Raw genomic sequence first — 24,215 nt, forward strand, 5'->3', positions numbered from 1 at the left:
CTCAGGCTGGCACCGCGACCGCATCCAGCAGTCTGTCTATCACCTGGTCCGCCGACACGCCGTCGGCCACCGCGTCATAGGACAGATGCAAACGATGCCGCAGCACCGGCCTGGCCACGCTGCGCACGTCATCGGGCGAGGCGTAATCCTGTCCCGACAACCAGGCGTGGGCGCGCGCCACCTTGTCCAGCGCGATCGCGCCGCGCGGGCTGGCGCCGACCTGGATCCAGCGCGCGAGATCGGCGTCCTGCCCGGCGGGATGGCGCGTGGCATTGACCAGGTCCACCAGGTACTGGTCCAGCGCCTCGGACACGTGCACCCGATCGATTTCGGCGCGGCAGGCGAACAAGGCTTCCTGCGTCAGCGGCGCGGAATCGGCACCCGCGTCCTGGCGCGACTCGCCGCGCAGCATGGCCAGCATCTGCCTTTCGCTGTCGGGGTCGGGATAGTCCAGCACGATCTTCATGATGAAGCGGTCCATCTGCGCCTCGGGCAAGGGATAGGTGCCCTCCTGCTCTATCGGATTCTGGGTGGCCAGCACCATGAAGAGGCGCGGCATGCGGTGGGTGGTGCCCGCCACGGTGATCTGCCGCTCTTCCATGGCCTCCAGCAGCGCGGCCTGCACCTTGGCCGGCGCGCGGTTGATCTCGTCGGCGAGGATCAGATTGCCGAACAGCGGCCCCTGCTGGAACTGGATGCGGCTATGGCCTTGCGCATCCTGCTGCAGCACCTCGGCGCCGGTAATGTCCGAAGGCAGCAGGTCGGGCGTGAACTGGATGCGGCTCATGGCAGCGGCCAGATGCTGCGCCAGGGTCTTGACGGTGCGCGTCTTGGCGAGCCCGGGCAGGCTTTCCAGCAGCAGATGGCCGTCGGCCAACAGGCCCAGCAAGACTTCACGTATGACGGCGCCCTGGCCCAGCACCGAGCGCGCGATGGCGCGCTCCAGTTCCAGGATGCTGTCGCGGTTACTCGTGGTCATTCCCTCTCCTGAGTGACGGATGGCATTTCGCGCTAGCGGCTGGCGACGCCGTTCCTGGCGGTCTGGGCCAGTTTCCATTGTTCAGGCGTCATGACGGTGCGGAATCCCAGGTGCGACATGCCGTTCATCGGGTCCGTGCCGCGCCGGGCGCTGGTGCGGTAGCTGATGCAATAGGTGTCGCTGCACAGGAATGAGCCGCCGCGCGTCACGCGCTTGGGCGCGCCCGGCGGGACGATGCCGTCGTCCGGGTCGTAGCTGTCGGCCGGCCCCGCGGGGTTGGCGGGCGGCTGGCGGTATTGCGCCTGGATCTTGAAGGCGTCGGCACGATACCAGTCGGCGGTCCATTGCCACACATTGCCCGCCATGTCGTACAGGCCATAGCCGTTGGGCGAGAAGCTGCCCACCGGCATGGTGCCGACCTGCACCTTCTCATCCTTCACCACCGGGAACGGCTGCGGTTGCTGCGTGTCCCAGATATTGGCCATGGGCTTGCCTTGCGGCAGCAGTTCCTCGCCCCAGGCATAGGTGGCCTGCTCCAGCCCGCCGCGCGCGGCCATCTCCCATTCCGATTCCGTGGGCAGGCGCTTGCCGGCCCATTTGGCATAGGCTGCCGCGTCCTGATACGACACCTGCACGACAGGATGGTCGTCCTTGCCGGCGATGGAACTGCCCGGTCCTTGCGGATGACGCCAATTGGCGCCCGGAACATAGCGCCACCAGCGCGAATAGTCGCGCAAGGACACTTCGCTCTCGGTGCCGACGAACACCATGGCGCCGGGCACCAGCAGGCGGTCGTCGGGACGCGGCGTGCCGGGCGGCAGTTGGACCTTCAGGTCCTCCCATTTGGGCTTCTGTTCGGCGGTCGTGACGTAGCCGGTGGCGTCGACGAAGCGGCGGAACTGCGCGTTGGTCACATCGTTCACGTCCATCCAGAATCCGCTGACCGATACCTTGTGCGCCGGCATCTCGTTGGGCTGCGCCAGCTTGTGGCTGCTGCCCATCAGGAACTCGCGCCCCGGCACCCAGGCCATGCCGGCCGGGCCGCTCTTGCCGTCGCCCAGCACCACCTTGACGGCCGTGGGCGGGCCGTCCTTGCCCATGACCACATAGGCGGTGCTCGCGCCCGCGCCCAACACCACGCCGGCCAGCAGCAGTGCTGCGGCGTAGCGCGTTTTTCCTTGTGTTTGCTTTGCCATTTCAATCACCCGAAAGCTAGCGGTTCAGGGGCGGCGGGGCCGCGCCCGGGGCTGACCGCCCCTTGAAATCGTGCTGACGTTCAGAACACCAGCGTCGCGGTCGCCATGACCGTGTCGTTGCTGTCCAGACGGTTCGTGCTGCTGATCGTGGGTACCCAGCGCAGGCTCAGGGACAGGGAACGCTTGTCTGCCAGCTTCCTGTCATAGGTCACGATGGGACCCAGCGCCCAATCGTGTCCCTTGAAACCGCTGAGCCGGTCCGCGGTCGGCCCGGAATCGTTGCCCAGCTGCTGGATGGTGCCCAGGATCAGGCCCGCGCTGACGCCGTTGCTGAACACCTTGCGGCCCATCAGGTCCATGCTGAACAGCGGTGCGTTGCGGTAGTCAGTGGCGTTGTTGCGCGTGTAGAACTGAATGCCCGCCACGGTATCGAACTGGAACCCGGATTCCGGAAATATCTTGGTATAGGCCACCTGCGGAATGAAGGTCCAGTTGTTCAGGCTGGGGTTGGCCATGTCGTCGGCGTTGTACTTGCCGGTGGGCGCCCAGATGTTCAGGCTGAGCGCCATGTGCGAGGTTTCGGAAAAGTGGTAGCCCGCGATGATGGGCGAGAAATACAGGTCGAACAGGTTCGACGCGGTATCGCTTTGGCCGGCGCTCCGTCCTCCGGAGCCCGTCACGGTGGAGTTCACCTTGGTCCAGACATAGGGCAAGGTGAAACTGGAGGCGAAGTTCCAGCGCCCCGGCCCGGTGTCCCAGGTCTTCAGGACGGTGGCCAGCGTGAACGCGACTTTCGCATCCAGGCCCAGCGAGGTGCGCCCTGCTACAGGCACTTCCCGGCTGCCGCCTATGTTTCCGTCCAGGTAGATCTGCGACAGGTTGACGGCCCAGATCGGTTCGGGCGACACGATGCCTGCGTTGGGCTGCACGTTGGTGCCGGTGATCTGACGTCCCAGCGCGCCTTCGGTGGCCCAGGCCGCCGTGGGCAAGGACAGTGCGGCGCAGACCACGACTGCGCGCGCCAACAGCACGCTGCTGGCCGCGGCTACTGCTGCGCTGATTCTCTGGAATGCCGAACTCGTACTGCCCATGCGATGTACCCCGGTTGGAGATAACAAAGTGCAAAGACACGCCGTACGGAAACGCTGATTTCAGCAATGAGCGCCGAAATCAAAATTCGAGAAATCCTTCGCAATATTCGCACAGAGTTTTACTTTCACCAAGCCGGGTTTCCGAGGCGCGCAATGCCTTTCAGCTATGCGAAAGCTATGGCGCCATCATCGGGCGGCCAATTGAAAAAGGGATGCCTCACGGCATCCCCAGGGACAGCGATCACCGGCGGCGTGCGTCAGCCCGCCTGCTCAGCCTCCTGCCGCAGCGGGCTGGCGTGCACCTGATCGATGCGCAGCCCATCGCGCCGGGTGATCTCGAAGCGCCAGTCGCGCCACGCGATCGCGTCTCCCGTCTCGGGAATCCGTCCGCCCGCGCGCAGCAGGCAGCCCGCCAAGGTCGCGTCCGGATACTCATCGGCCAACGCCGGCGCGTCCAGCAGGCGCGCGGCTTCCGCCACCGCCAGCCGGCCTTCCAGCAGCCAGGATCCATCGGCCAGTTGCAAGGCTTCGGGCTGGTCTTCCTGATGCTCGGGCAGATCGCCCGCGACGGCGGTCAGCACATCCATGGGCGTGATCAGACCTTCGCACACGCCATGCTCGTCGACCACGATCAGCATGTGGTCGCGCGAGGCGCGCAGCTCGTCCAGCACCTTGAGCACCGGCGTGGTTTCCATGACATAGCGCGGTTGGCGCGCCAGTTCCACCAGATCGATCGGGCCAGGATTCTGCAGCAGTGGCAGCAGATCCTTGAAGTGCAGCACGCCCAGCACATTGGCCGGATCGCCGGCGCACAGCGGCAGACGCGAGTGGCCGCTGGCGAACTTGCGCACGATGGCGTCGGGGGTATCGGCCACGTCCAGCCAGACCATGTCGCCGCGCGCCACCATGATGGAGCGCACGTCCCGCCCGCCGATGGAGAGCACGCGCTCGATCATGGTGCTTTCCTCCGGCGCAAAGGCGGGTTCGCCTTCCGCGCCGTCGACCAGCGCGGCTACCTCGTCAGCCTGCGCGCCCGCCTGTCCGGCGCGGCCGGCGCGCAGCAGGCGCAACACGGCCTGCGCGGTGCGTTGGCGGCGGCCCAGGGCGTGCGTGCCCTTGGCGCGGTTGCGGCGCGCCAGCTGGTTGCACAGCTCGATCAGGATCGAGAAGCCGATGGCGGCGTACAGATAGCCCTTGGGCACGTGGAAGCCCAGGCCTTCGGCCACCAGGCTGAAGCCGATCATCAGCAAGAGGCCCAGGCACAGGATCACCACGGTGGGGTGGCGGCCGACGAAGGCCATCAGCGGGCGGCTGGCCAGCATCATCACGGCCATGGCCACCACCACCGCGATCATCATGATGCTCAGGTCTTGCACCATGCCCACGGCGGTAATCACCGAGTCCAGCGAGAACACCGCGTCCAGCACAACGATCTGCAGGATCACCTGCCAGAACACCGCATGCTGCGGCTTCTGGCCCTGGTCGTGGCTGGCGCTGCCCTCCACGCGCTCATGCAGTTCCATGGTGCCCTTGAACAGCAGGAACAGGCCGCCCAGGATCAGGATCAGGTCGCGCCCTGAGATCTCCGCGCCCAGCAGCGTGAACATGGGTTCGGTCAGCGTGACCACCCACGCGATACTCGCCAGCAGGCCCAGGCGCATGACCATCGCCAGCGTCAGGCCGATCAGACGCGCGCGGTTGCGCTGCGCGGGCGGCAGCTTGTCCGCCAGGATGGCGATGAACACCAGGTTGTCGATACCCAGCACAATTTCAAGCACGACCAGGGTCGCCAGGCCTAGCCAGGCGGTGGGGTCGGACATCCAATCGAAAATCATCGAGATTCCATGCAAATCGGGACCGCGCGCCAAGTGGCGCCGGACAGGATCAAGGGAAATGCGCCGCGGACGCGGGCTAGAGGCTCAGTGCGGGCGCGAATGCGCCTGGAGGCTGCCGGCGGAGCGCGGCAACCCAGGCGCGGCGTGGCCGCGGCGGCGAGGATGGAATCGGCGTGCGGGCTGCTTGCCCTGGCCGTGGCAGGAAGATGGGGCATCGGGCGCCGGCTTGCTTGCGGCGCCCTGCTAGAAGGTGGGTCTTCAGTCATAAATGGCGGACGGCTCTGGCTGCCGGGGCAGCAAACGGATGGAGCGCCCGCCTTGCTCTCGTTCTTACAGGAAACTGAATACTACCTGAATCTAGTTTCCGGCGCATTCTGGCGAGTCCGGTTCCTGGATGGCGCGGGGCCGCAACTTTGCCGGATTTTTACTGGTGTTTACCCTAGGGCGGCGATATACTGCGGGCACTTTCAACTCACCCGAGATCAATGTGGACAACGACGGATGTAGTCGACACACGACTGCAAGCGCCGCTTGACGCAGGATCCGCGGCCATAGTCCGCGCCGGTCCTGCCTGAAGCCAGGACCCGGCTCTCCGGCCCCCCTTCTACGGGCCGCCAGCCCTCTCCCTACTGCTTGCCGACACGCGATGCGTTGCGCCCTGTTGCGCGCGCCTGCGGCCGGCCAGGCGGCGCATGCATGTGGACCTTCCACCGTACTCCCCGCTAAGGAGACGATCATGCGTATCAAGCAATTCCTGCCTTTCCTGGATCGGAGCGGCGCGGCCGGCTTAGGCGCGGCCGGCTTAGGCGCGGCCCGTACCGCACACGCTGTGGCGGCCCCGCCCAAGCCCGCCGCCATCTACCAATTCACCATAGTCAGCCTGGGCGACACGCTCAACGCGCTGCGCAAGCAGCTCTATTACGAACTGCGCGACCTGGACTTGCGCGTGCTGGCGGTGCGCATTTCGCGCAGCGAATCGGATCAACTGGCGTCGACCATCGTCACGCTGCATTGCCCGCCGCACCTGCGCAATCTGTTGAGCGCCGTTGCGCTGCGGCTGGGCCAGAGCCCGGACGTGCGCCGGGTGCACTGGGAATGCGAGTCCGGCGCGGCGATTGCCGTGCTGCCTGCCTGACCCAAGCGCGGCCGCGGGCCGCAGCCAGGAGGCTGTCATGAAAGATCCGTACAAAACCCTGATGATTGCGCGCGTCGTCGCGCTGGCGCTGATCTGGCTGGCGGGGCTGCTGCTGGTCCTGGCCTCGGTCTGGCGCCTGCCCTGAGCGACCGGCTCCTTCCACAACATGCTGAAGCATCGAGAAGAAGATGAAGAACTTCGAAAACATCCAGTTCATCACCCTGGCCAATACCCTGGTCAGCCTGTTTACCGCCTTCGTGCTGGGTTCCGTGGTCGGCTTTGAGCGCCAATTCCGCCAACGCACCGCCGGCCTGCGCACCAATGTGCTGGTGGCGGTGGGCGCCGCCATCTTCGTGGACCTGGCGTTCCGGGTGGGTGGCGCCGACGGCGGCTCGCGCGTGATTTCCTATGTGGTCTCGGGCGTGGGCTTCCTGGGCGCCGGCGCCATCATGCGCGAAGGCGGCAGCATCCGCGGCCTGAACACCGCCGCCACGCTATGGGGCTCGGCTGCCATCGGCGCCTGCGCGGGCGCATCGCTGATCCTGGAAGCGGTTGCCGCCACGGCTTTCGTGCTGGCGGCGAACACCTTGCTGCGGCCGGTGGTCAGCTACGTCAATCGCCAGCCGGTGGATGCGCAGACCACGGAAGTCACGACCGTGATACACGTCATCGCAAACGTGGAGCAGCGGCAGGCGGCGATGACGGTGCTGGAAGACGTGCTCGAAACCGAGCAGCTGCCCCTGTCCGAACTGAAGATCGACCAGTTCGGCGAGAACGAGGTCGAGATCGAGGCCGCGCTCAGCGAAGCGTCGGTGGACGAACTGGACCTGGACCGGGTCACGGCCAGCATCGCCGCCTCGCCCGCCGTGCGTACGGCGTTCTGGGCGGCCCGCACGGTGTAGCGCAGCCCGGATCAGGCCGCCTGGCGCAACGCCGCCGAGGCCGGATCCCAGCGCCGCCCCGGCACGGCGGCCAGCAAGGCCTGGGTGTACGGATGCGCGGGCTGGCTGAACACTTGGGCGCAGGCGCCCGCTTCGACCACTCTGCCGTTCTGCATGACCGCGATGTCGTCGCAGACCTGCGCGGCCACGCGCAGGTCATGCGTGATGAAGAGGATGGACAGCCCCAATTGCTCGCGCAGCCGCGCCAGCAGATCCAGCACCTGCGCCTGCACCGACACGTCCAGGGCCGATACCGGTTCGTCCGCGATCAACACCTGCGGCCGCATCGCCAGCGCCCGCGCCAGCCCGATCCGCTGGCGTTGGCCGCCCGAGAACTCGTGCGGATAGCGCCGCAGGGCGTCGGGCGACAAACCCACCAGTTCAAACAGCTCCTGCGCGCGCGCCAGTGCTTCGCGCCTGGGCGTGCCGTGCACGATGGGGCCGCGCGCCACGATCTCGCCCACGCGCTGGCGCGGATTCAAGGAACCGTAGGGATCCTGGAACACCATCTGCACTCGCCGCGCATGCTCGCGCCGCGCGATGGTCCCCTTGAGCGCCAGCGGTTCGCCGGCCAGGCTTATACCGCCCGCGTCCGGCGGCGCCAGTCCCAGCAAGGCGCGCGCCAAGGTCGATTTGCCGGACCCGCTTTCGCCCACGATGCCCAGCGTGCCGCCCTCCTTCAGGCTGAGCGTTACGTCGTCCAGCGCCCGCGTCTCGCGGCCCGGACGGCCGAACCACCCGCGCTTGCGATAGGTCTTGGACACGCCCTGCGCGCGCAGGATGACTGGCGCGTCGGCCGGCAACGCCGGCCGGGCCGCGGCCGGCGCCAAGGGCGGCACCGCCGCGATCAGGGCGCGCGTGTACGGGTGCCGGGGGTGTTCCAGCACCTGCTGCGCCGCGCCGCTTTCCACCAGTACGCCGCGCTGCATGACCGCTACGCGGTCGGCGATTTCGGCGACCACGCCGAAGTCATGCGTGATGAACAGCACGGCCGTGCCCTTGCGGCGCTGCAGGTCGTGGATCAGGTGCAGGATCTGCGCCTGCGTGGTCACGTCCAGCGCGGTGGTCGGTTCGTCCGCGATCAGCAGGGCTGGCTCCAGTGCCAGGGCCATGGCGATCATGGCGCGCTGGCGTTGGCCGCCGGACAGTTCGTGCGGATACGCGTCCAGCGCCCGCGCCGGGTCCGGCAAGCGCACGGCGTCCAGCAGTTCCAGCGTGCGGCGCCGGATCTCGGTTCGTCCCAGGCGGGTATGGGTGCGGAAGACTTCCGCGATCTGGTCGCCGATGGTGCGCAACGGATTGAGCGCCGTCATCGGTTCCTGGAAGATCATGCCGATGCGCTGGCCCCGCAGGCGGCGCAGCGCATCGGGCGCCAGCCGCAGCAGGTCCTGCCCTTCCCACAGCACCTGGCCACCGCTTGCGCGCACGTCCGGCGGCAGCAGCCCCAGGATCGCGCCGGCGGTCAGCGACTTGCCCGAGCCGCTTTCCCCCACCACGCACACGATCTCGCCCGCGCTGATGCTTAGCGACAAGTCTTTCAGCGCGTGCGGACGGTCGGCGCCTGGCGGCAGGTCCACGGTCAGATTCTGGATGCGCAGCAATTCGGTCATGAGTGGTCCACCACGAAGTAGCCCTGGATCGTAGGCTTGCCCGGATCGCGTGGGAACTGCGCATTTCTCATTTGCTCATTCGGTTTGTGGCGCACGGCTTCTGTGGCGCACGGCTTCTGTGGCGCACAGCTGTTGTGGCGCACGGCTGTCGCTGCGCTGCGTCAGTTACGCCTGTTTACGTTTTGGGAACGCGGATTGCTCCGCACTGCGGATCGACCCCTACCGGAGCGTCCATGCCCTCCTCGCACTACATCGATGCCACCACGCTGACCGTGCTCACCGTGAACACACATAAGGGTTTCACCAGCTTCAACCGCCGCTTCATGTTGCATGAACTGCGCGAAGCCTTGAGGCTGGCGAGCCCCGACATCGTGTTCCTGCAGGAAGTGCTGGGAGAACACCAAGGGCACGCGGAACGGCACCAGGCCTGGCCCGCCCTGTCCCAGTATGAATTCCTGGCCGACTCGCTATGGACCGATTTCGCCTATGGCCGCAATGCGGTCTATCCGGCGGGGCACCATGGCAATGCGCTACTGTCCAGGTATCCCATCGAACGCCATGAAAACCACGACGTCACCGTCCATGGGCATGAGGGGCGCGGATTGCTGCACTGCGTCCTGCGGGTGCCCTCGCTACCTTCCCCAGTCCATGCAATATGCGTGCACCTGGGCTTGCTGGAGGGGCACCGGGGCAAGCAATTGCGGCGCCTGTGCGAACTGGTGGCGGACGGCGTGCCTGCCGGCGAACCGCTGCTGATCGCGGGCGATTTCAACGACTGGCGCCTGCGCGCCGACGCGCTGATGACAGGCTGCGGCACGCGCGAAGTCTTTACCACGCGGCTGGGCCGCCCTGCCCGCACGTTTCCGGCGCGTTGGCCCTTGTTGCGGCTGGATCGCATCTATGTGCGCAATGTCCGCGACTGGAAACCTGTGCCGCTGGCCTCGCGGGTCTGGTCGCGGCTGTCCGACCATGTGCCGATCTGTGCGGAGATCGCGCTATGAACCTGCGCTGGCGCGAGCACAACCGCTACACGCTGCTGGAAAACGGCACCGGCTACTTCCCAGCGGTGCTGGAAGCGATCGGCACGGCGCGCAGCGAAGTGCTGGTGGAGACCTTCATCCTCTTCGATGACGCCGTGGGCCAGGAATTCCAGCGCGCCCTGATCGCCGCAGCCTGCCGCGGCGTCAGCGTGGACCTGACGGTCGACGGCTATGGATCGGACGAACTGGGCGACGCCTTTGTCGGCGCCATGACCGAAAGCGGCATCCGCGTCCATGTATTCGACCCGCGTCCGCGTTTCCTGGGCGTGCGCACCAATGTGTTCAGGCGCATGCACCGCAAGATCGTGGCGGTGGACGGCCGCGTCGCCTTCGTCGGCGGCATCAACTTTTCCGCCGACCACCTGCCCGACTACGGCCCTGAAGCCAAACAAGACTATGCGCTGCGGCTGGAAGGCCCGCTGGCCGCGGACATCGCGGACTTCGCCCGCGCCGCGCTGGCCGTGGACGCCTGGGCCCGCCCGCGGCGACGCCGGCCGGCACGCCTGGATCCCATGCCCGAGGGCGATGGCGGCGGACGCCTGGTGGTGCGCGACAACATCGAGCATCAGACCGACATCGAGCGCTACTACCGCGCGGGCGTACGCGCCGCGCGCGAAGACGTGTTGATCGCCAACGCCTACTTCTTCCCCGGCTATCAGCTGCTGCATGACCTGGCCAACGCCGCCCGCCGCGGCGTGCGCGTGCGGCTGCTGCTGCAGGGCGAGCCCGACGTACTGGTCGCGCGGCTGGCGGCGTCCATGTTGTATGACTACCTGATCGATGCGGGCGTGGAGATATACGAATACTGCAAGCGCCCGCTGCACGGAAAAGTGGCTTGCGTGGACCAGGACTGGAGCACGATAGGGTCCAGCAACCTGGATCCCCTCAGTCTGGCGCTGAATCTGGAGGCCAATGTGGTGGCGCGCGATGCCGGATTGAACACCGCGCTACGCGCCAGCCTGGATCGGCTCATCGAACAGGATTGCCGGCGCATTGAACTGCCCGAAGGTTCGAAGCGGCGCTTGCGGCGACTCTGGATCGGGGTGGTCGTGTTCCACTTCCTGCGGCGCTTTCCTGCCTGGGCCGGCAGCCTGCCCGCGCATAAGCCGCGCCTGAAATCCATTGCCATGGAACCGCAGCGGGAGTCGGCATGAGAGTGTTCCGCTCCACGCTGACGCGCGCATGGCGGCATCGCTGGCCCCGCCTCAAGCGCGTGTTGCCGGCGCTGGTGCTGGCCTTGGTCGCAGCGCTGCTGTACTACTTTGGCCGTTCGGTCGACTGGGCCCAGGTCTGGATCGCCATGCGCAGGATTCCGCCAGGCACCATTGCCGCCGCAGCCGGGCTCGTCGTGGCGGGCTACCTGAGCTATGGCGCCCTGGATCTATTGAGCAAGCGCTACACCCGCCATACCCTGCCCTGGCCCAAAGTGCTGGGTGTGGCCATGATGAGCTATGCCCTGAACCTCAGTCTGGGCGTGCTGTTGGGCGGCCTGGGCGCGCGCCTCAGGCTTTATGCCCGGCTGGGCTGCCGCAAGTCCTTGGCGACGCGGGTCGCCCTGTTTTCGGCGGCCTCCAACTGGATAGGCTACGCATGGGTCGCGGGCACGCTGTTCGTCGCGGGCGCGGTGCCGGTGCCGCAGGGCTGGGCCATAGGCTCGAATCTGTTGCGCGCGCTCGGCGTGGCGCTGCTGGCGCTGGCGGCGGGCTATGTGGCGGTATGCGCGCGGGCGCGGCAGCGCACCTGGACCTGGATGGGGCAGCACGCCGTCCTGCCCGGCGCCCGGATGGCGGTGGCGCAAAGCCTGGCGGCCGCGCTGTCGTGGGCCATCATGGGCGCCATCATCTATCTGCTGTTGCAGGACAAGGCCAGCTACCCCGCCGTGCTGGGCATACTGCTGTGCGCCAGTTTCGCCGCGCTCATCATCCGCGTGCCGGGCGGCCTGGGTACGACCGAAGCGATCTTCGTGGCCGCGCTCGCGCCCGGGATTCCAACCGCCGAGGTGCTGGGCGCGGTACTGACCTACCGCGCGCTTTATGCCTTCGCGCCGCTGTTCCTGGCCCTGGCGGCGTTTGCCGTGATGGAAGTGAAGCTCAGACACAGGCGGGCGCACCCGGCGCCGCCCGCGGATGCCGGCGGCAAGAATGCGCACGGGTCGTTCAAGGCTTAGGCGTGAGCAGGTCCGACAAGGCGTTGCCCAGTTCCTTCACGGCGCCCGTGACGCCTTCCGCCGCGCCCTCGGCGCCGACCCCTATCGCATGGCCGAAGCCCCGGGCAACCTGCGCGGTAAAGCCGCGCGTGGCCGAGAACTTGGGATTGTCCAGGTCGCCAGCCAGCGCGAAGTCGAAGCGCAGCGTGCCGCTCTGGTCCTTCAGCGCCGCCAGCACCGCCTTGCGCGGCAATGAAAACAGGCTGCCGTCGCCGCTGAATCGCAAGCCGCGCAACGCCACCGTGCCCGTGGCCTGAAGTTGGCGCTTGGCGATGGCGGTGCGCATGTCCAGGTCCATGGTGCCCGCGGCCAGCGAGGTGGCGCCGTTGTCGGCCAGGTAGGGAGCGGCATGCTTGATGTCCATATTGCGCACCGCGACCTTGATGTCGGCATCCGTGCCGCCGACCACCAGCCAGCCTTCCGCGCGCACCGTGGCCGCGCCGTTGCGGTTGCCTTCGATGTTGCCGGTGAATTCCATGTCGCTGCGGGCGCCGTCGCCGGGTATGGTCAGCGGACGCAAGCGCGCCTGGACGTCCGAAAACGGGATCCGGTGCGCGGGCCTGGACACGGCCGCGTCCTCGAAATCCAGGCGGCCGTCGCGCAGGATCAATTCCGCGATGCGGATCGGTGTCCTGGCCCGGGGTTGGCTGTCGCCGCCTTCACCGGCCCGCAAGGACGACTGCAGGGCGGGCGCGATGTCCATGTCGCCGTTGGCCCTGCGCACCACGGTAAAGTCGAAGCCTTCGATGGTGACGGTCTTGAAGACTGCCTCGTGCCGCAGGAAGGCGGGCCATTCAGGTTCCAGGACCACCTGGCGCGCCGTGGCGCCCGCCTGGCCGGTTCCGCCCGAGATTGTTACGTCCTTGAGGATCACCTGCCTGTACCCGACCTCGACGTGGCCTACCTGGCCGCGCGGCCCCAGCATGTTCGCGATGCGCTGTTCCGCAATGCGCAAGGCGGCAAACGCCAGCACCACGGCCACGGCCGCAATCAGGGTCAAGACCGCGAAGGCGTTCCCCCATGGCGACTTGCGGCGTGGCGCGGCTGGGTCGAGGTTCATCGTGGTTCCGGAGGTGCGGCGCAATCCGTGCATGGTCCTGGAAACGCCCCGTCTCATCAATGGGCAAAAAGGATTAGGCGCTCAGCGGCGTTTGTGGTCGGACATGAGGCACACGCCCGCCAGCTCCTCGTGAAAAAAGGGTGCGCTCCGACCGGCCGCGACACGCGGCCCGTCGAGCCGGTCGATGCCGGGTGTCTGCTGGGGATCCAGCCCGGGCATGGGGTTGGGCAGGCTGTCCGGCGGCCAGCGGCCGCGCTGGTCTTTTTCCTGCCGGGCCGGATCGGGCCCTGGTTGTTCCGCCGGGTGCTGCTCCGGGGCCGGTTGCTCCCGGTCCCTGGACTGGGCAGGCTTTGAAGGCGTGGTCTTGGTCATGGCATGCTCCTGGACGACAAACACGATCGATGCGGCAGAGCGGCTTGCAGGCTTGGTCCTGTCCACGAGAGGCCTGTTCGACCGCCGGCAAATCCTGCACATCGTTTGGAAATATGACGCAGGGCCACGCAGCGCCGCTCAATGGCGATGCGCGTGGCGGGGTCGATCATGTGGCGCGCCTGCTCCACCGTCGCCGGCCTCTGCACGCAATCGTGCGCCACCGTTTTCATTCGAGTCTCCCTGCTTCTCCAACAATCCGGCGGAACGCTCGGCGCAGCAAGTGCCATGCCCGGGAATCTGACACCTGTAACGGCGCCGTGGCGGGCACGGCACTTGCGGATGAAAGCCCTGCGGCGGACGCGTTGGACGATCCGCCACACAAAGGGAGTTGGCATGGCGAAGATTCGAACCCTGGTAGTAGCGGGTGAAGCATTTCCCCTGGCGAAGACGGGTGGCCTGGGCGATGCCATCACGGGCATGGCGCGCGCGCTGCGCGAAGCCGGATTTCCCTTGATGGTGCTGCTGCCGGCGTACCGTGGCGTGCGGCGACGCCTGGAACGGGTCCGGGTAGTGGCCCCCCTCCACAACTTGCCGGGTGGCGAGGCGCGGCTGCTCGCCGGACATTGCGCCCAGTCCGGGCTGGACTTCCTGCTGCTCGAGAACGCTGCGCTCTATGACCGGCCGGGCCTTTACCTGGACGAGAACGGTTGCGAGCACACCGACAATGCGCTGCGCTACGCGGCGCTGGCCCATGCGGCGGTGCGCGTGGCGGGCGGCCTGCCAGGCATCGCGCGCCCGACCCTGCTGCACGTGCACGACTGGCACGCCGGACTGGTGCCGCTGCTGCTGCGGGAATACGGGCCGCGCGATGTCAAAAGCATCATGACCATACACAACCTGGCCTTCCAGGGACAGTTCCCCATGGAATGCGCCGAGTCCCTGGGCATCCCCGAGCGCTACCGCAACGACGAGGGCGCGGGCGCCTGGGGCCGGTTGAATTTCCTCAAGACCGGAATCCGTTATGCCGACCGCGTCACCACGGTCAGCCACACCTACGCCCGGGAAATCCTGACGCCGGCCTTTGGCTGCGGCCTGGACGCGCTGCTGCGGCGGCGCGCCGCCGACCTGGTTCCCATCCCCAACGGCATCGACAACATGCTGTGGAATCCGGTCCGCGATCCGCACCTCGGTTCCTTACGCTTCTCGGCGCGCGACCTCGGCAGGAAGGCGCGCTGCAAGGCGGCCCTGCAGCGCGAATTCGGGCTACGCGAAGACAGCGACGCGGTGCTCATGGCCATGGGCAGCAGGCTGACCGAACAGAAGATGGCGGACGTTGCCGCGCAGGCGCTGCCCGCGGCCCTGGAGCGCCACCCGCGCTTGCAGGTCGCCATCCTCGGCCAGGGCGAACGCCGGCTGGAAGAGGCGTTGAAAGCGCTGAGCGCGCGCTATCCGGGACGCTGCGCCACCCATATCGGCTATGACGAGGCGGTGGCGCACCGGCTGCATGCGGGCTCCGATGTGCTGCTGCATGGCAGCCGCTTCGAGCCCTTCGGCCTGACCCCGCTGTATGCGATGCGCTATGGCTCGATTCCGATAGGCTCACGGGTGGGCGGCATGGCCGACACGATAGACGATCCGGGGCCGCGCGCACCGCTGTCGGCGATGGCCGGCGCCAACGGCCTGCTGTTCGATGGCGACGATCCGGCGGCCATGGCCGCTGCAATCGCGCGCGCCCTGAGTCTGCGCGAGGATGCCATGCTCTGGCGCACCATGCAGCGCAACGCCATGAGCGCGGATTTCAGCTGGCGCTCGGCTGCGGGGCCTTACGCCGAGCTGTACCGCTCACTGGCCGAGGCCGACAGGCCGGCGCGCTTCCCGGCGCCGGCCGAGGCAGCCGCGAGCGCCGCCGCCCTGCGCGCGGGGCAACGTTCCGGCAGCCCGCTGCCCGCACCCGCCGCATAGACGTGTCCACAGGAGGAACCGCAGGTGCCCACAGCCCACGCCGACCACGCTCCATTGCGCCTCTATCATGCCCGAGGTGGCACGCCCGGGCTTTCCTCCTTCCCGGGTGGCGAATCGGGACCGGCCCTGTATGCGCGCCTGCGGCAACGCGGCTTCAATGCGCTGCTGATGCCTGCACCCTGGCTATTGGGCCGGGACAGCCTTTCGGCGGCGCCGCTGGACGCCGATAGCGCATTGCTCGCTGGCAGGCGCGTGCCCATGGCCGAATGGATCGGGCATGCGGCCGATCAATTGGCGCCGCATGGGCTGGCGCTGTACCTGGATATCGTCCTGGACCGCTGCGCCGTCGGCGCCGTGTCCGGCACGGCGGGCCCGGGCTGGTACCAACCGCCTTCCGAAAACCCCGCGCGTGATCCGCGCATGAGCGTCGAGGCACGCGACGTGCTGCATTTGCGGCCTGGTCCTATGCCCCCCGGCTTTCTACAGGCCTGGAGCGAGCGGCTGCGGCGCTGGACGGAACGCGGCGCCGCAGGCTACGCCTTTCAAGCGCCGGGATGTCTCCCGGCCTCGGATTGGGCCGAGCTGGCGGCCACCCTGCGCGGCGCGCACGCAGCCCCGGGGCTGCTCGCCTGGGCTCAGGGGCTCACGCCCGAATCGCTGGCGGCCTTGCGCGGAGCAGGATTCGATGGCCTGTTCTCGTCCTTGCCGTGGTGGGACTTCAAGTCCACATGGCTGGCGGAAGAAGATGGCAGGCTGCGCGCCCTCGCGCCCGTGATCGCCTCGCCACCTCGACCCGATACGCCGCACTCAGCGGCCGACAAGCGGGCAGCCTGGACTGCAGCGCTATGTGCCGACTGCCTGATGTTCGACGACCAGGATGAAGCCGGGCTGCCCGACGTTGCGGCCGCCAATCACTGGTTTGCGCAGGCCGGTTTGCGCGGGCCCCTGCGCCTGGCGGGCGGGCGCGATGGCCATTGCACCATGCTGCTGCGCGCATGCGCCGCCGGCACCGTCGTGCTGGCGCTCAACCCGTCGGACACGGCCGAGGCAAGCGTGGATTGGGATGCGCTGGCTCCTTTGCTGCCCCCTGCCGATTTTCTGTCCGAAGGCGTGCCGGACGGCCTGGCAGCGCAAGCGGATAGCATTGCGCCGGCGGGCTGCGCCATGTTCCTCCTCGAACCCACGCATCCGGTGCGCGAACCCTCGCGGCACGCTGCAAGACGCATGGACGGCGCCGCTAGCCAGCGCATCGTCGTCGAACAGGTCAGCCCCGCCGTGGATGGCGGCGCCTTCCCGATCAAGTGCATTCCGCATGAGCGGATTCTGGTGTGCGCCGACATCTATATGGATGGCCATGAACTGCTGGCGGCCGAACTGCGTTGGCGTGCGGCCGACGAGAGCTCGTGGCGCGCCACGCCCTTCACGCGCGGCTTGAACGACCGCTGGGAGGCCGCGTTCCGTCCGCGCCGCATCGGGCCGCATGAGTTCGCCATCCACGCCTGGCTCGACGCCTGGCAGACGTTCCGCCATGACCTGGAAGTCAAGCGCCAGGCCGGCGTGGACCTGCGTTTGGAAGTGGAGGAAGGCCTGCTGATGCTGCGCGCGGCCCTGGCGCGCGCCCGCAACGCCTCGCACCCTGGCGCCATGACGCTGCGCAACACCTTGCAGCGGTTCAGCAAGTCCGCCGAAGACGAGACGGCTCCGCCCACGCCGGAGCAACTGTCCGCCTTGTTGGACGAGGACCTGGCCAGCACCATGAGCGAACTGGACGACCGTCCCTTCGAGTACGTCAGTCCCGCGCCCTATCCAGTCTGGGTGGACCGCAGCCAAGCCTGCCACGCCAGCTGGTATGAACTGTTTCCGCGATCCCAGTCCGCGCAGCCGGGCCAGCACGGCACCTTCGACGACGTCATCGCCCGATTGTCCGACGTGCGCGAGATGGGATTCGACGTGCTCTATCTGCCGCCCATCCATCCCATCGGGCAACGCAACCGCAAGGGACGCAACAATAGTCTGCACGCGGCGCCCGGCGATGTGGGCAGTCCTTATGCCATCGGTTCCACCGATGGAGGACATGACGCCATCGAACCCCTGCTGGGCGGGCTGGACGGCTTCCTCAGGCTGGTGGAGGCTGCGCGCGCGCACGGCATGGAGGTGGCGCTGGATTTCGCGATCCAGTGCTCCCCGGACCATCCCTGGCTGGCGCGCCACGCCGACTGGTTCTCCTGGCGGCCGGACGGTACGCTGCGCTACGCCGAGAATCCGCCCAAGAAGTACCAGGACATCGTCAATGTGGCCTTCTACGGCGCCGTCGCCCGCCGCGCCCGCAAGCTGGCTTTATGGCGCGCGCTGCGCGACGTGGTGCTGTTCTGGGTGCACCATGGCGTGCGCACCTTCCGGGTCGACAACCCGCATACCAAGCCCCTGCCGTTCTGGCAGTGGCTGATCGCCGAGGTCCATGGCCAGCATCCCGACGTGATCTTTCTGTCCGAAGCCTTCACCCGCCCCAAGATGATGTACCGGCTGGCGAAGATCGGCTTTACCCAGTCCTATACCTACTTCACCTGGCGCAATGACAAGGCGGAACTGGAGGCCTACCTGGAAGAGGTGTCCACACCGCCTGCCGCGGACTTCTTCAGGCCGCACTTCTTCGTCAATACCCCGGACATCAACCCCTATTTCTTGCAGTCCTCCGGCCGTCCGGGCTTTCTGATACGCGCCGCGCTGGCCGCGCTGGGGTCCGGTCTGTGGGGCATGTACAGCGGCTTCGAACTGTGCGAGTCGGCCGCCCTCCCAGGCAAGGAGGAATACCTGGATTCGGAGAAGTATGAACTGCGCCAGCGCGACTGGTTCGCGCCAGGCAATATCCGCGCGGAGATCACCCGCCTGAACCAGATCCGGCGCGCCAATCCCGCCTTGCAGAGCCATAGGGGCCTGACCCTGGCGCGCAGCGGCAACGACCGCGTGCTGGCGTTCTGCAAGTCCACGCCCGGCCGCGGCAATTTCATTCTGGCGGCGATCAGTCTCGATCCCTTCCAGCCGCAGGCGGCGCGCATCGAAGCGCCCTTCTGGCTGTTCGGCCAGGCCGACACCGGGCGGCTGGTCGCCGAAGACCTGCTGGCTGAACGCAGCGAGCCATGGCAGGGCCAGACCCGTGAACTGACGCTGCATCCCGATCAACCCTATCGCGTGTGGCGCCTGTCGCTGCATGGCTGACGCCGCACGCCCATTGCCATGATCAGTGAAACCCAGCCCCTCCAGGACGACGGCCTTTGGTACAAGGACGCGGTCATCTACCAGCTGCACGTCAAGTCCTTCTTCGACTCGAATGGCGATGGCGTGGGCGACCTGCCCGGCCTGATCTCCAAGCTGGACTACATCTCCAGCCTGGGGGTCAACACGATCTGGCTACTGCCCTTCTATCCCTCGCCCCGCCGCGATGACGGCTATGACATTGCCGACTACCGCGGCGTGCATCCGGACTACGGCACCGTGGCCGACGTCAGGAAGCTGATCCGCGCGGCGCACGCCCGCGGCCTGCGCGTCATCACCGAGCTGGTGGTCAATCACACCTCGGACCAGCACCCCTGGTTCCGCCGCGCCCGCGCGGCCAGGCCGGGGTCGGCCGCGCGCAATTTCTATGTCTGGTCGGACAACGACAAGGCTTACGCCGGCACGCGCGTCATTTTCTGCGATGCCGAGAAATCCAACTGGACCTGGGACCCCGAGGCCGGCGCCTACTTCTGGCACCGTTTCTATTCCCACCAGCCCGACCTGAACTACGACAACCCGCAGGTGCTCAAGGAAGTGCTGGCCGTGATGCGCTACTGGCTGGACATGGGCGTGGACGGCCTGCGGCTGGACGCGGTGCCGTATCTGGTCGAGCGCGAAGGCACCAATAACGAGAACCTGCCCGAGACGCACGATGTGCTCAAGCGCATCCGCTCCGTGATCGACGCGGAATATCCCAACCGGCTGCTGCTGGCCGAGGCCAACCAATGGCCGGAGGACGCGCAGGAGTACTTCGGCGCCGGGGACGAATGCCATATGTCCTTTCATTTCCCGCTGATGCCGCGCATGTACATGGCGATCGCGCAGGAGGACCGCTTTCCCATCATCGACATCATGCGCCAGACGCCGGACATTCCCGCCACCTGCCAATGGGCCATCTTCCTGCGCAACCACGATGAACTGACCCTGGAAATGGTCACCAGCCGCGAACGCGACTATCTCTGGAACGTGTACGCGGCGGATCCTCGCGCCCGCATCAACCTGGGCATCCGGCGCCGCCTGGCGCCGCTGCTGGAGCGCGACCGGCGCCGGGTGGAATTGATGAACAGCCTGCTGCTGTCCATGCCGGGCACGCCGGTGCTGTACTACGGCGACGAACTGGGCATGGGCGACAACGTGCACCTGGGCGACCGCGACGGCGTGCGCACCCCGATGCAGTGGTCGCCGGACCGCAACGGCGGCTTCTCGCGCGCCGATCCCGAGCAGCTGCCGCTGCCGGTGCTGATGGGACCGTTGTACGGCTACGAAGCCGTCAACGTCGAGGCGCAGCAGCGCGATCCGCACTCCTTGCTCAACTGGACCCGGCGCTTGTTGGCGCAACGCCGGCAAAGCCATGCCTTCGGGCGCGGCGCGCTGCGCTTCATCTTCGCCGGCAACCGGAAGATCCTGGCCTACCTGCGGCAATGGCAGGACACCACCATCCTGTGCGTGGCCAACCTGTCCAACGCCGCGCAGCCGGTCGAGCTGCTGCTGCAGGAGTTCAACGGCCGCGTGCCGGTCGAAATGCTGGGCGGAACGCCGTTCCCGGCGGTGGGTGAACTGCCCTATCTCCTGACCCTGCCGCCTTACGCGTTCTATTGGCTGGACTTGAGCAACCAGGCCGCACCGCCGGACTGGCACGCCAGCGCGCCCGAGCAGATGCCGGAACTGACCACGCTGGTACTGCGCGCGCATGGCGGCGCGGCCTTGACGGACGCGTCCCGCGCCACGCTGGAGCGCGAGGTACTGCCGCAGTACCTGGCGCGCCAGCGCTGGTATCCCGGCAAGCAGCCGCCGGCCCGTGCGCGCCTGGCCTACGCCACGCCCTTCACCCCGGCGGATGGCGAATACTACTGGGCCGAGGTTGAACCCGAGGATGGCGTCACCGGCTTGCGCGCGCAGGCGCCTTTCGTGCTGGTATGGGATGAAACCGCCGCGGTGCAGTATGCGATTGCCCGGGTCCGCCGCGGCGCCGAGGTCGGCGTGCTGGCGGACGCATTCCTGCAACCCGGCTTTGTGCGCGGCGTGGTCCAGGCCTTGCAAGAGAGCCGCGAGCTCGACGGCCGCAGCGGCGGCAAGCCCGGCGACAAACCCGGGGTAATCCGCTTCCTGCCCGAGCAAGGCCTGGCCGCCATGGACCTGGCCGAGGACGGCGAACTGCAGTGGCTGAGCGGCGAACAATCCAACAGCTCGGTCATCGTCGACGGCAAGCTCATCCTGAAACTGATCCGCGCGGTCCAGGCAGGCGCATCGCCAGAAATCGAAATGACCCGCTACCTGACGCGGGCGGGCTATGCGAACATGCCCGCGCTGCTGGGTGAAGTGCAGCGCGAGGACGCCGACGGCGTGCCCCACACGCTGGCCGTGGCGCATCGCTACGTCGCCAACGAGGGCGACGCCTGGAGCTGGACGCTGGATCTCCTGAAACGCACGCTGGACAATGCGCTGCTGGTAAACCAAAGCCCCGACGAATTCGCTCAAGACCTGCAAGGCTACGCCGCCATGGCCGCCACCATGGGCGAACGCCTGGCGCAGATGCACAATCTGTTGGCACAACCCAGCGACGACCCCGCTTTCCAGCCGCGCCCGGCCAGCCAGGCCGACGCCGACGCACGCGCGCAGCACGTCCAGGGCCTGCTGGAGCGCGCGGAAAAGGATCTGCGCGCGCAACTCGGCAAGCTCGAAGCCCCTTCCCGCGCTTGCGCCGAATGGTATTTCGAGCACCGCGCCCGGCTGGCCGCGCGCGTGGCCGCGATGGCACAAGCCGAAGCCGGAACCCTGTGCCTGCGGGTGCACGGCGACTTCCACCTGGGGCAGGTGCTGGTAGCGCAGGCCGACGCCTATCTCATCGACTTCGAGGGCGAACCGATCAGCAGCGTGCAGGCGCGCCGGGCCCTGGCCTCGCCCTACAAGGATGTCGCGGGCATGCTGCGTTCGTTCGACTATGCCGCGGCTTCGATCGCCCGCAGCGACATCATCGGCGGCGCGCCGACCGACGCCAACGCCGGCGCGGGCGAGACGCCCGGCACGCCGGTGACCCCTAGCGAACTGCGCGACGCCTTGCTGTCGCGTTTCCGCCAGACCGCCACCCAGGCTTTCCTGCAAGGCTATCGCGATGAGCGCGCCTCGGCGTTGATTCCGCCTGCGGACGAGGACGCGCTGCTGGCCCTGGCCGAGCTGGAGAAAGCCGCCTATGAGGTGAGCTATGAGGCGGCGCATCGCCCCGACTGGATCTCGATACCGCTGTGCGCGCTGACGGAGCTGGCGCGCAGCCTGCTGCTGTCGGCGGCGGTGGACGATGAGGACACGCCATCATGAACCAGGACACGCGCGCCGCAGCCGCAGCCATCACTGCCGATCCCGCCGAACTGGCGGCGCTGGCTTGCGGCCTGCACAACGATCCCTATGCCTTCCTGGGACCGCACGATGGCGAGCTGCGCGTGTATGCCCCGGGCGCGCAGCAGGTCGACGCGTTGGACCCGTCCGGCGCGCGCACCGGACTGCGCGAACAGGGCCAGGGCCTGTTCCTTGGACGGGTGCCGCACGCCCGGGCGGGTGACGCGGGTTCGTACCGCCTGGCCATCCAGTGGCCCGGCGCCGAGCAGATCACCGCCGATCCCTACGCGTTCGGCCCCTTGCTGGAGGAAGAGACGCTGGAGCAACTGACGCAAGGTTCGTGGCGCGATGCCGGGACAGCGATCGGCGCGCGGCTGATGGAGGTCGATGGCGTGGCCGGCCTGCGCTGCGCGGTGTGGGCGCCCAATGCGCAACGCGTCGCCGTGGTGGGCGATTTCAACGCCTGGGACAGCCGCCGCCACGGCATGCGGCTGCGACACCGCGCCGGCGTCTGGGAAATCTTCGTCCCGGGCGTGCGCGCCGGCGAGCGCTACAAGTTCGCCATCACCGACCGCGCCGGCAATCAGCGTCTCAAGGCCGATCCGCTGGCGCGGCGCAGCGAAGCGCCGCCAGCCACTGCATCGGTGGTGGAGGATCCAGCAGACTATTCGTGGGAAGACCAGGCCTGGATGGCGGACCGGCAGGCGCGCCAAGCTCCGGAAGCGCCGCTGTCCATCTATGAAGTGCACGCCGGCTCCTGGCTGCCCGACGACGCCGGATCCAACGCCTGCATCTGGGACCGCCTGGCCGACAAGCTGCCGGCCTACGCCCGCGCCATGGGTTTCAGCCACGTGGAGCTGCTGCCCGTCATGGAGCACCCCTTCGGCGGATCCTGGGGCTACCAGCCCCTGGGCATGTTCGCACCCGCCGCCCGTTACGGGCCGCCGGAGGCGTTCGCCCGCTTCGTCGACCGCTGCCACCACGCCGGCATCGGCGTCATCCTGGATTGGGTGCCCGCGCATTTCCCCGACGATGCGCACGGCCTGGCCCGCTTCGACGGCAGCGCGCTCTACGAGTACGAGGATCCGCGCGAAGGCTACCACCCGGACTGGCACACCATGGTCTACAACCTGGGGCGCACGGAGGTGCAGGCCTTCATGATCGCCAGCGCACTGCACTGGCTGCAGCGCTTCCACATCGATGGCTTGAGGGTCGACGCAGTGGCGTCGATGCTGTACCGCGACTACAGCCGCCAGCCCGGGCAATGGATCCCCAACCGCTACGGCGGTCGCGAGAACCTGGAGGCGGTGCAGTTCCTGCAGGCGCTGAACAGCACCGTGCGGCAGGAAGTCCCGGACGCCATCATGGTGGCCGAGGAATCCACCGCCTGGCCGGGCGTGACCGCGCCGGTCGCCGAGGGCGGCCTGGGCTTTCACTACAAGTGGAACATGGGCTGGATGCACGACACCTTGCGCTATCTGTCCCAGGACCCCGTGCATCGCAAGCATCACCACCACGACATCACCTTCAGCATGGTGTACGCGTATAGCGAGCGCTTCATCCTGCCGCTGTCGCACGACGAAGTGGTGCACGGCAAAGGCTCGCTGCTGGCCAAGATGCCCGGCGATGCGGCCGCCAGGCTTGCCAACCTGCGTGCCTACCTGGGCTTCATGTGGGCGCATCCGGGCAAGAAGCTGCTGTTCATGGGCGGCGAGATGGCCCAGCCGCGGGAATGGAACCATGACGAGCCGCTCGATTGGGAATTGCTGGACCGACCCGGCCACCTGGGCATGCAGCGCCTGGTCGCCGATTTGAACGGCCTGTACCGCGCGCTGCCGGCGCTGCACGCGCGGGATTCCGACCCTGCCGGCTTCGCCTGGACGATTCTGGACGACCGCGACAACAGCGTGGTTGCGTTCATCCGCAGCGACGGCGCGCACCATGTGCTCGCGGTTGCAAATTTCACGCCTGTGGTGCGCCATGACTATCGCATAGGCGTGCCACGGGCCGGCCGCTGGACCGAAAGGCTGAACACCGATGCCACGCACTATGGCGGCTCGGGCCAAGGCAACCAGGGCGGCGCCAGCACCGGAGCAGGCGCCGCCCATGGCCAGCCCCAGGCCTTGTCGCTCACCTTGCCGCCGCTGGCCACCCTCTTCCTGCTCTACGAAGGCTGAACGGA

General features: G+C 67.6%; 16 protein-coding genes. 9 read left to right on the plus strand and 7 right to left on the minus strand.

Annotation, left to right across the window (positions count from 1 at the left end; genetic code table 11):
- Position 1: 1 nt before the first annotated feature.
- The 4 genes from IPU70_RS03320 to IPU70_RS03335 form a co-directional block, all read right to left on the minus strand.
- Entirely contained in the window at positions 2-979 is a 978-nt protein-coding gene (locus tag IPU70_RS03320; protein ID WP_207464942.1) for a MoxR family ATPase, read from the minus strand.
- Positions 980-1,011: 32 nt separating this feature from the next.
- Positions 1,012-2,175: a formylglycine-generating enzyme family protein gene (locus IPU70_RS03325; RefSeq protein WP_207464943.1), complete on the minus strand. Its 1,164-nt coding sequence runs from the start codon at positions 2,173-2,175 to the stop codon at positions 1,012-1,014.
- Positions 2,176-2,255: 80 nt separating this feature from the next.
- Complete coding sequence (locus tag IPU70_RS03330; protein ID WP_242702302.1) at positions 2,256-3,266, minus strand: transporter; 1,011 nt, start codon at positions 3,264-3,266, stop codon at positions 2,256-2,258.
- A 257-nt stretch (positions 3,267-3,523) separates the two neighbouring features.
- A complete protein-coding gene (locus IPU70_RS03335; protein ID WP_207464944.1) occupies positions 3,524-5,101 on the minus strand; it encodes a TerC family protein in 1,578 nt (525 codons plus the stop codon).
- Positions 5,102-5,837: 736 nt separating this feature from the next.
- On the opposite strand from IPU70_RS03335, the gene IPU70_RS03340 reads away from it, so the two are divergent.
- A complete protein-coding gene (locus tag IPU70_RS03340) occupies positions 5,838-6,236 on the plus strand; it encodes a hypothetical protein (RefSeq protein WP_207464945.1) in 399 nt (132 codons plus the stop codon).
- A 188-nt stretch (positions 6,237-6,424) separates the two neighbouring features.
- A complete protein-coding gene (locus IPU70_RS03345) occupies positions 6,425-7,138 on the plus strand; it encodes an MgtC/SapB family protein (protein WP_207464947.1) in 714 nt (237 codons plus the stop codon).
- Between the two features lie 11 nt (positions 7,139-7,149).
- On the opposite strand, the gene IPU70_RS03350 is transcribed toward IPU70_RS03345, so the two are convergent.
- Positions 7,150-8,787 carry an ABC transporter ATP-binding protein gene (locus tag IPU70_RS03350; RefSeq protein WP_207464949.1) on the minus strand — a complete coding sequence of 546 codons (1,638 nt, stop codon included), beginning with the start codon at positions 8,785-8,787 and terminating at the stop codon, positions 7,150-7,152.
- A 233-nt stretch (positions 8,788-9,020) separates the two neighbouring features.
- On the opposite strand from IPU70_RS03350, the gene IPU70_RS03355 reads away from it, so the two are divergent.
- Genes IPU70_RS03355 through IPU70_RS03365 form a run of 3 tightly spaced genes read left to right on the plus strand, consistent with a single transcriptional unit; the run spans position 9,021 to position 11,994 of the window.
- The gene (locus IPU70_RS03355; RefSeq protein WP_207464951.1) at positions 9,021-9,788 is read left to right on the plus strand and encodes an endonuclease/exonuclease/phosphatase family protein; all 768 of its coding nucleotides are present in this window, start codon (positions 9,021-9,023) and stop codon (positions 9,786-9,788) included.
- Positions 9,785-10,981: a cardiolipin synthase ClsB gene (clsB, locus tag IPU70_RS03360; RefSeq protein WP_207464953.1), complete on the plus strand. Its 1,197-nt coding sequence runs from the start codon at positions 9,785-9,787 to the stop codon at positions 10,979-10,981. Before IPU70_RS03355 ends, clsB begins: the two co-directional genes overlap by 4 nt.
- Positions 10,978-11,994 (plus strand): lysylphosphatidylglycerol synthase domain-containing protein, encoded by a 1,017-nt coding sequence (locus IPU70_RS03365; RefSeq protein ID WP_207464955.1) that lies wholly within the window; start codon positions 10,978-10,980, stop codon positions 11,992-11,994. Before clsB ends, IPU70_RS03365 begins: the two co-directional genes overlap by 4 nt.
- Here the strand turns inward: IPU70_RS03365 and IPU70_RS03370 are convergent.
- Both IPU70_RS03370 and IPU70_RS03375 read right to left on the minus strand, forming a co-directional pair.
- A complete protein-coding gene (locus IPU70_RS03370; protein ID WP_207464957.1) occupies positions 11,984-13,093 on the minus strand; it encodes a DUF748 domain-containing protein in 1,110 nt (369 codons plus the stop codon). The genes IPU70_RS03365 and IPU70_RS03370 overlap by 11 nt on opposite strands.
- Before the next feature lie 81 nt (positions 13,094-13,174).
- Positions 13,175-13,465: a hypothetical protein gene (locus tag IPU70_RS03375; RefSeq protein ID WP_207464959.1), complete on the minus strand. Its 291-nt coding sequence runs from the start codon at positions 13,463-13,465 to the stop codon at positions 13,175-13,177.
- Positions 13,466-13,858: 393 nt separating this feature from the next.
- On the opposite strand from IPU70_RS03375, the gene glgA reads away from it, so the two are divergent.
- From glgA to glgB, 4 genes are read left to right on the plus strand one after another with little or no spacing between them, the layout of a single operon-like run.
- A complete protein-coding gene (gene glgA, locus IPU70_RS03380; protein ID WP_207464961.1) occupies positions 13,859-15,427 on the plus strand; it encodes a glycogen synthase GlgA in 1,569 nt (522 codons plus the stop codon).
- A 24-nt stretch (positions 15,428-15,451) separates the two neighbouring features.
- Entirely contained in the window at positions 15,452-18,643 is a 3,192-nt protein-coding gene (locus IPU70_RS03385; protein ID WP_207464962.1) for an alpha-1,4-glucan--maltose-1-phosphate maltosyltransferase, read from the plus strand.
- Positions 18,644-18,661: 18 nt separating this feature from the next.
- Positions 18,662-22,015, plus strand: a complete 3,354-nt coding sequence (gene treS / locus IPU70_RS03390) for a maltose alpha-D-glucosyltransferase (RefSeq protein ID WP_207464964.1) — start codon at positions 18,662-18,664, stop codon at positions 22,013-22,015.
- Positions 22,012-24,210 carry a 1,4-alpha-glucan branching protein GlgB gene (gene glgB / locus IPU70_RS03395; protein WP_207464967.1) on the plus strand — a complete coding sequence of 733 codons (2,199 nt, stop codon included), beginning with the start codon at positions 22,012-22,014 and terminating at the stop codon, positions 24,208-24,210. The genes treS and glgB overlap by 4 nt, the downstream gene beginning before the upstream one ends.
- Positions 24,211-24,215: the final 5 nt, after the last annotated feature.

It is taken from the genome of Achromobacter sp. SD115 (assembly GCF_017355315.1).
Taxonomy (GTDB): Bacteria; Pseudomonadota; Gammaproteobacteria; order Burkholderiales; family Burkholderiaceae_B; genus Achromobacter; species Achromobacter xylosoxidans_B.

Excerpts from the sequence above, each read along its gene's own strand:
- IPU70_RS03345 (WP_207464947.1), top strand. The coding sequence starts at position 6,425 with ATGAAGAACTTCGAAAACATCCAGTTCATCACCCTGGCCAATACCCTG.
- IPU70_RS03365 (WP_207464955.1), top strand. The coding sequence starts at position 10,978 with ATGAGAGTGTTCCGCTCCACGCTGACGCGCGCATGGCGGCATCGCTGG.
- IPU70_RS03320 (WP_207464942.1), bottom strand. The coding sequence starts at position 979 with ATGACCACGAGTAACCGCGACAGCATCCTGGAACTGGAGCGCGCCATC.
- glgB (WP_207464967.1), top strand. The coding sequence starts at position 22,012 with ATGAACCAGGACACGCGCGCCGCAGCCGCAGCCATCACTGCCGATCCC.
- clsB (WP_207464953.1), top strand. The coding sequence starts at position 9,785 with ATGAACCTGCGCTGGCGCGAGCACAACCGCTACACGCTGCTGGAAAAC.
- IPU70_RS03370 (WP_207464957.1), bottom strand. The coding sequence starts at position 13,093 with ATGAACCTCGACCCAGCCGCGCCACGCCGCAAGTCGCCATGGGGGAAC.
- IPU70_RS03325 (WP_207464943.1), bottom strand. The coding sequence starts at position 2,175 with ATGGCAAAGCAAACACAAGGAAAAACGCGCTACGCCGCAGCACTGCTG.
- glgA (WP_207464961.1), top strand. The coding sequence starts at position 13,859 with ATGGCGAAGATTCGAACCCTGGTAGTAGCGGGTGAAGCATTTCCCCTG.
- treS (WP_207464964.1), top strand. The coding sequence starts at position 18,662 with ATGATCAGTGAAACCCAGCCCCTCCAGGACGACGGCCTTTGGTACAAG.
- IPU70_RS03340 (WP_207464945.1), top strand. The coding sequence starts at position 5,838 with ATGCGTATCAAGCAATTCCTGCCTTTCCTGGATCGGAGCGGCGCGGCC.
- IPU70_RS03355 (WP_207464951.1), top strand. The coding sequence starts at position 9,021 with ATGCCCTCCTCGCACTACATCGATGCCACCACGCTGACCGTGCTCACC.
- IPU70_RS03350 (WP_207464949.1), bottom strand. The coding sequence starts at position 8,787 with ATGACCGAATTGCTGCGCATCCAGAATCTGACCGTGGACCTGCCGCCA.
- IPU70_RS03330 (WP_242702302.1), bottom strand. The coding sequence starts at position 3,266 with ATGGGCAGTACGAGTTCGGCATTCCAGAGAATCAGCGCAGCAGTAGCC.
- IPU70_RS03375 (WP_207464959.1), bottom strand. The coding sequence starts at position 13,465 with ATGACCAAGACCACGCCTTCAAAGCCTGCCCAGTCCAGGGACCGGGAG.
- IPU70_RS03335 (WP_207464944.1), bottom strand. The coding sequence starts at position 5,101 with ATGATTTTCGATTGGATGTCCGACCCCACCGCCTGGCTAGGCCTGGCG.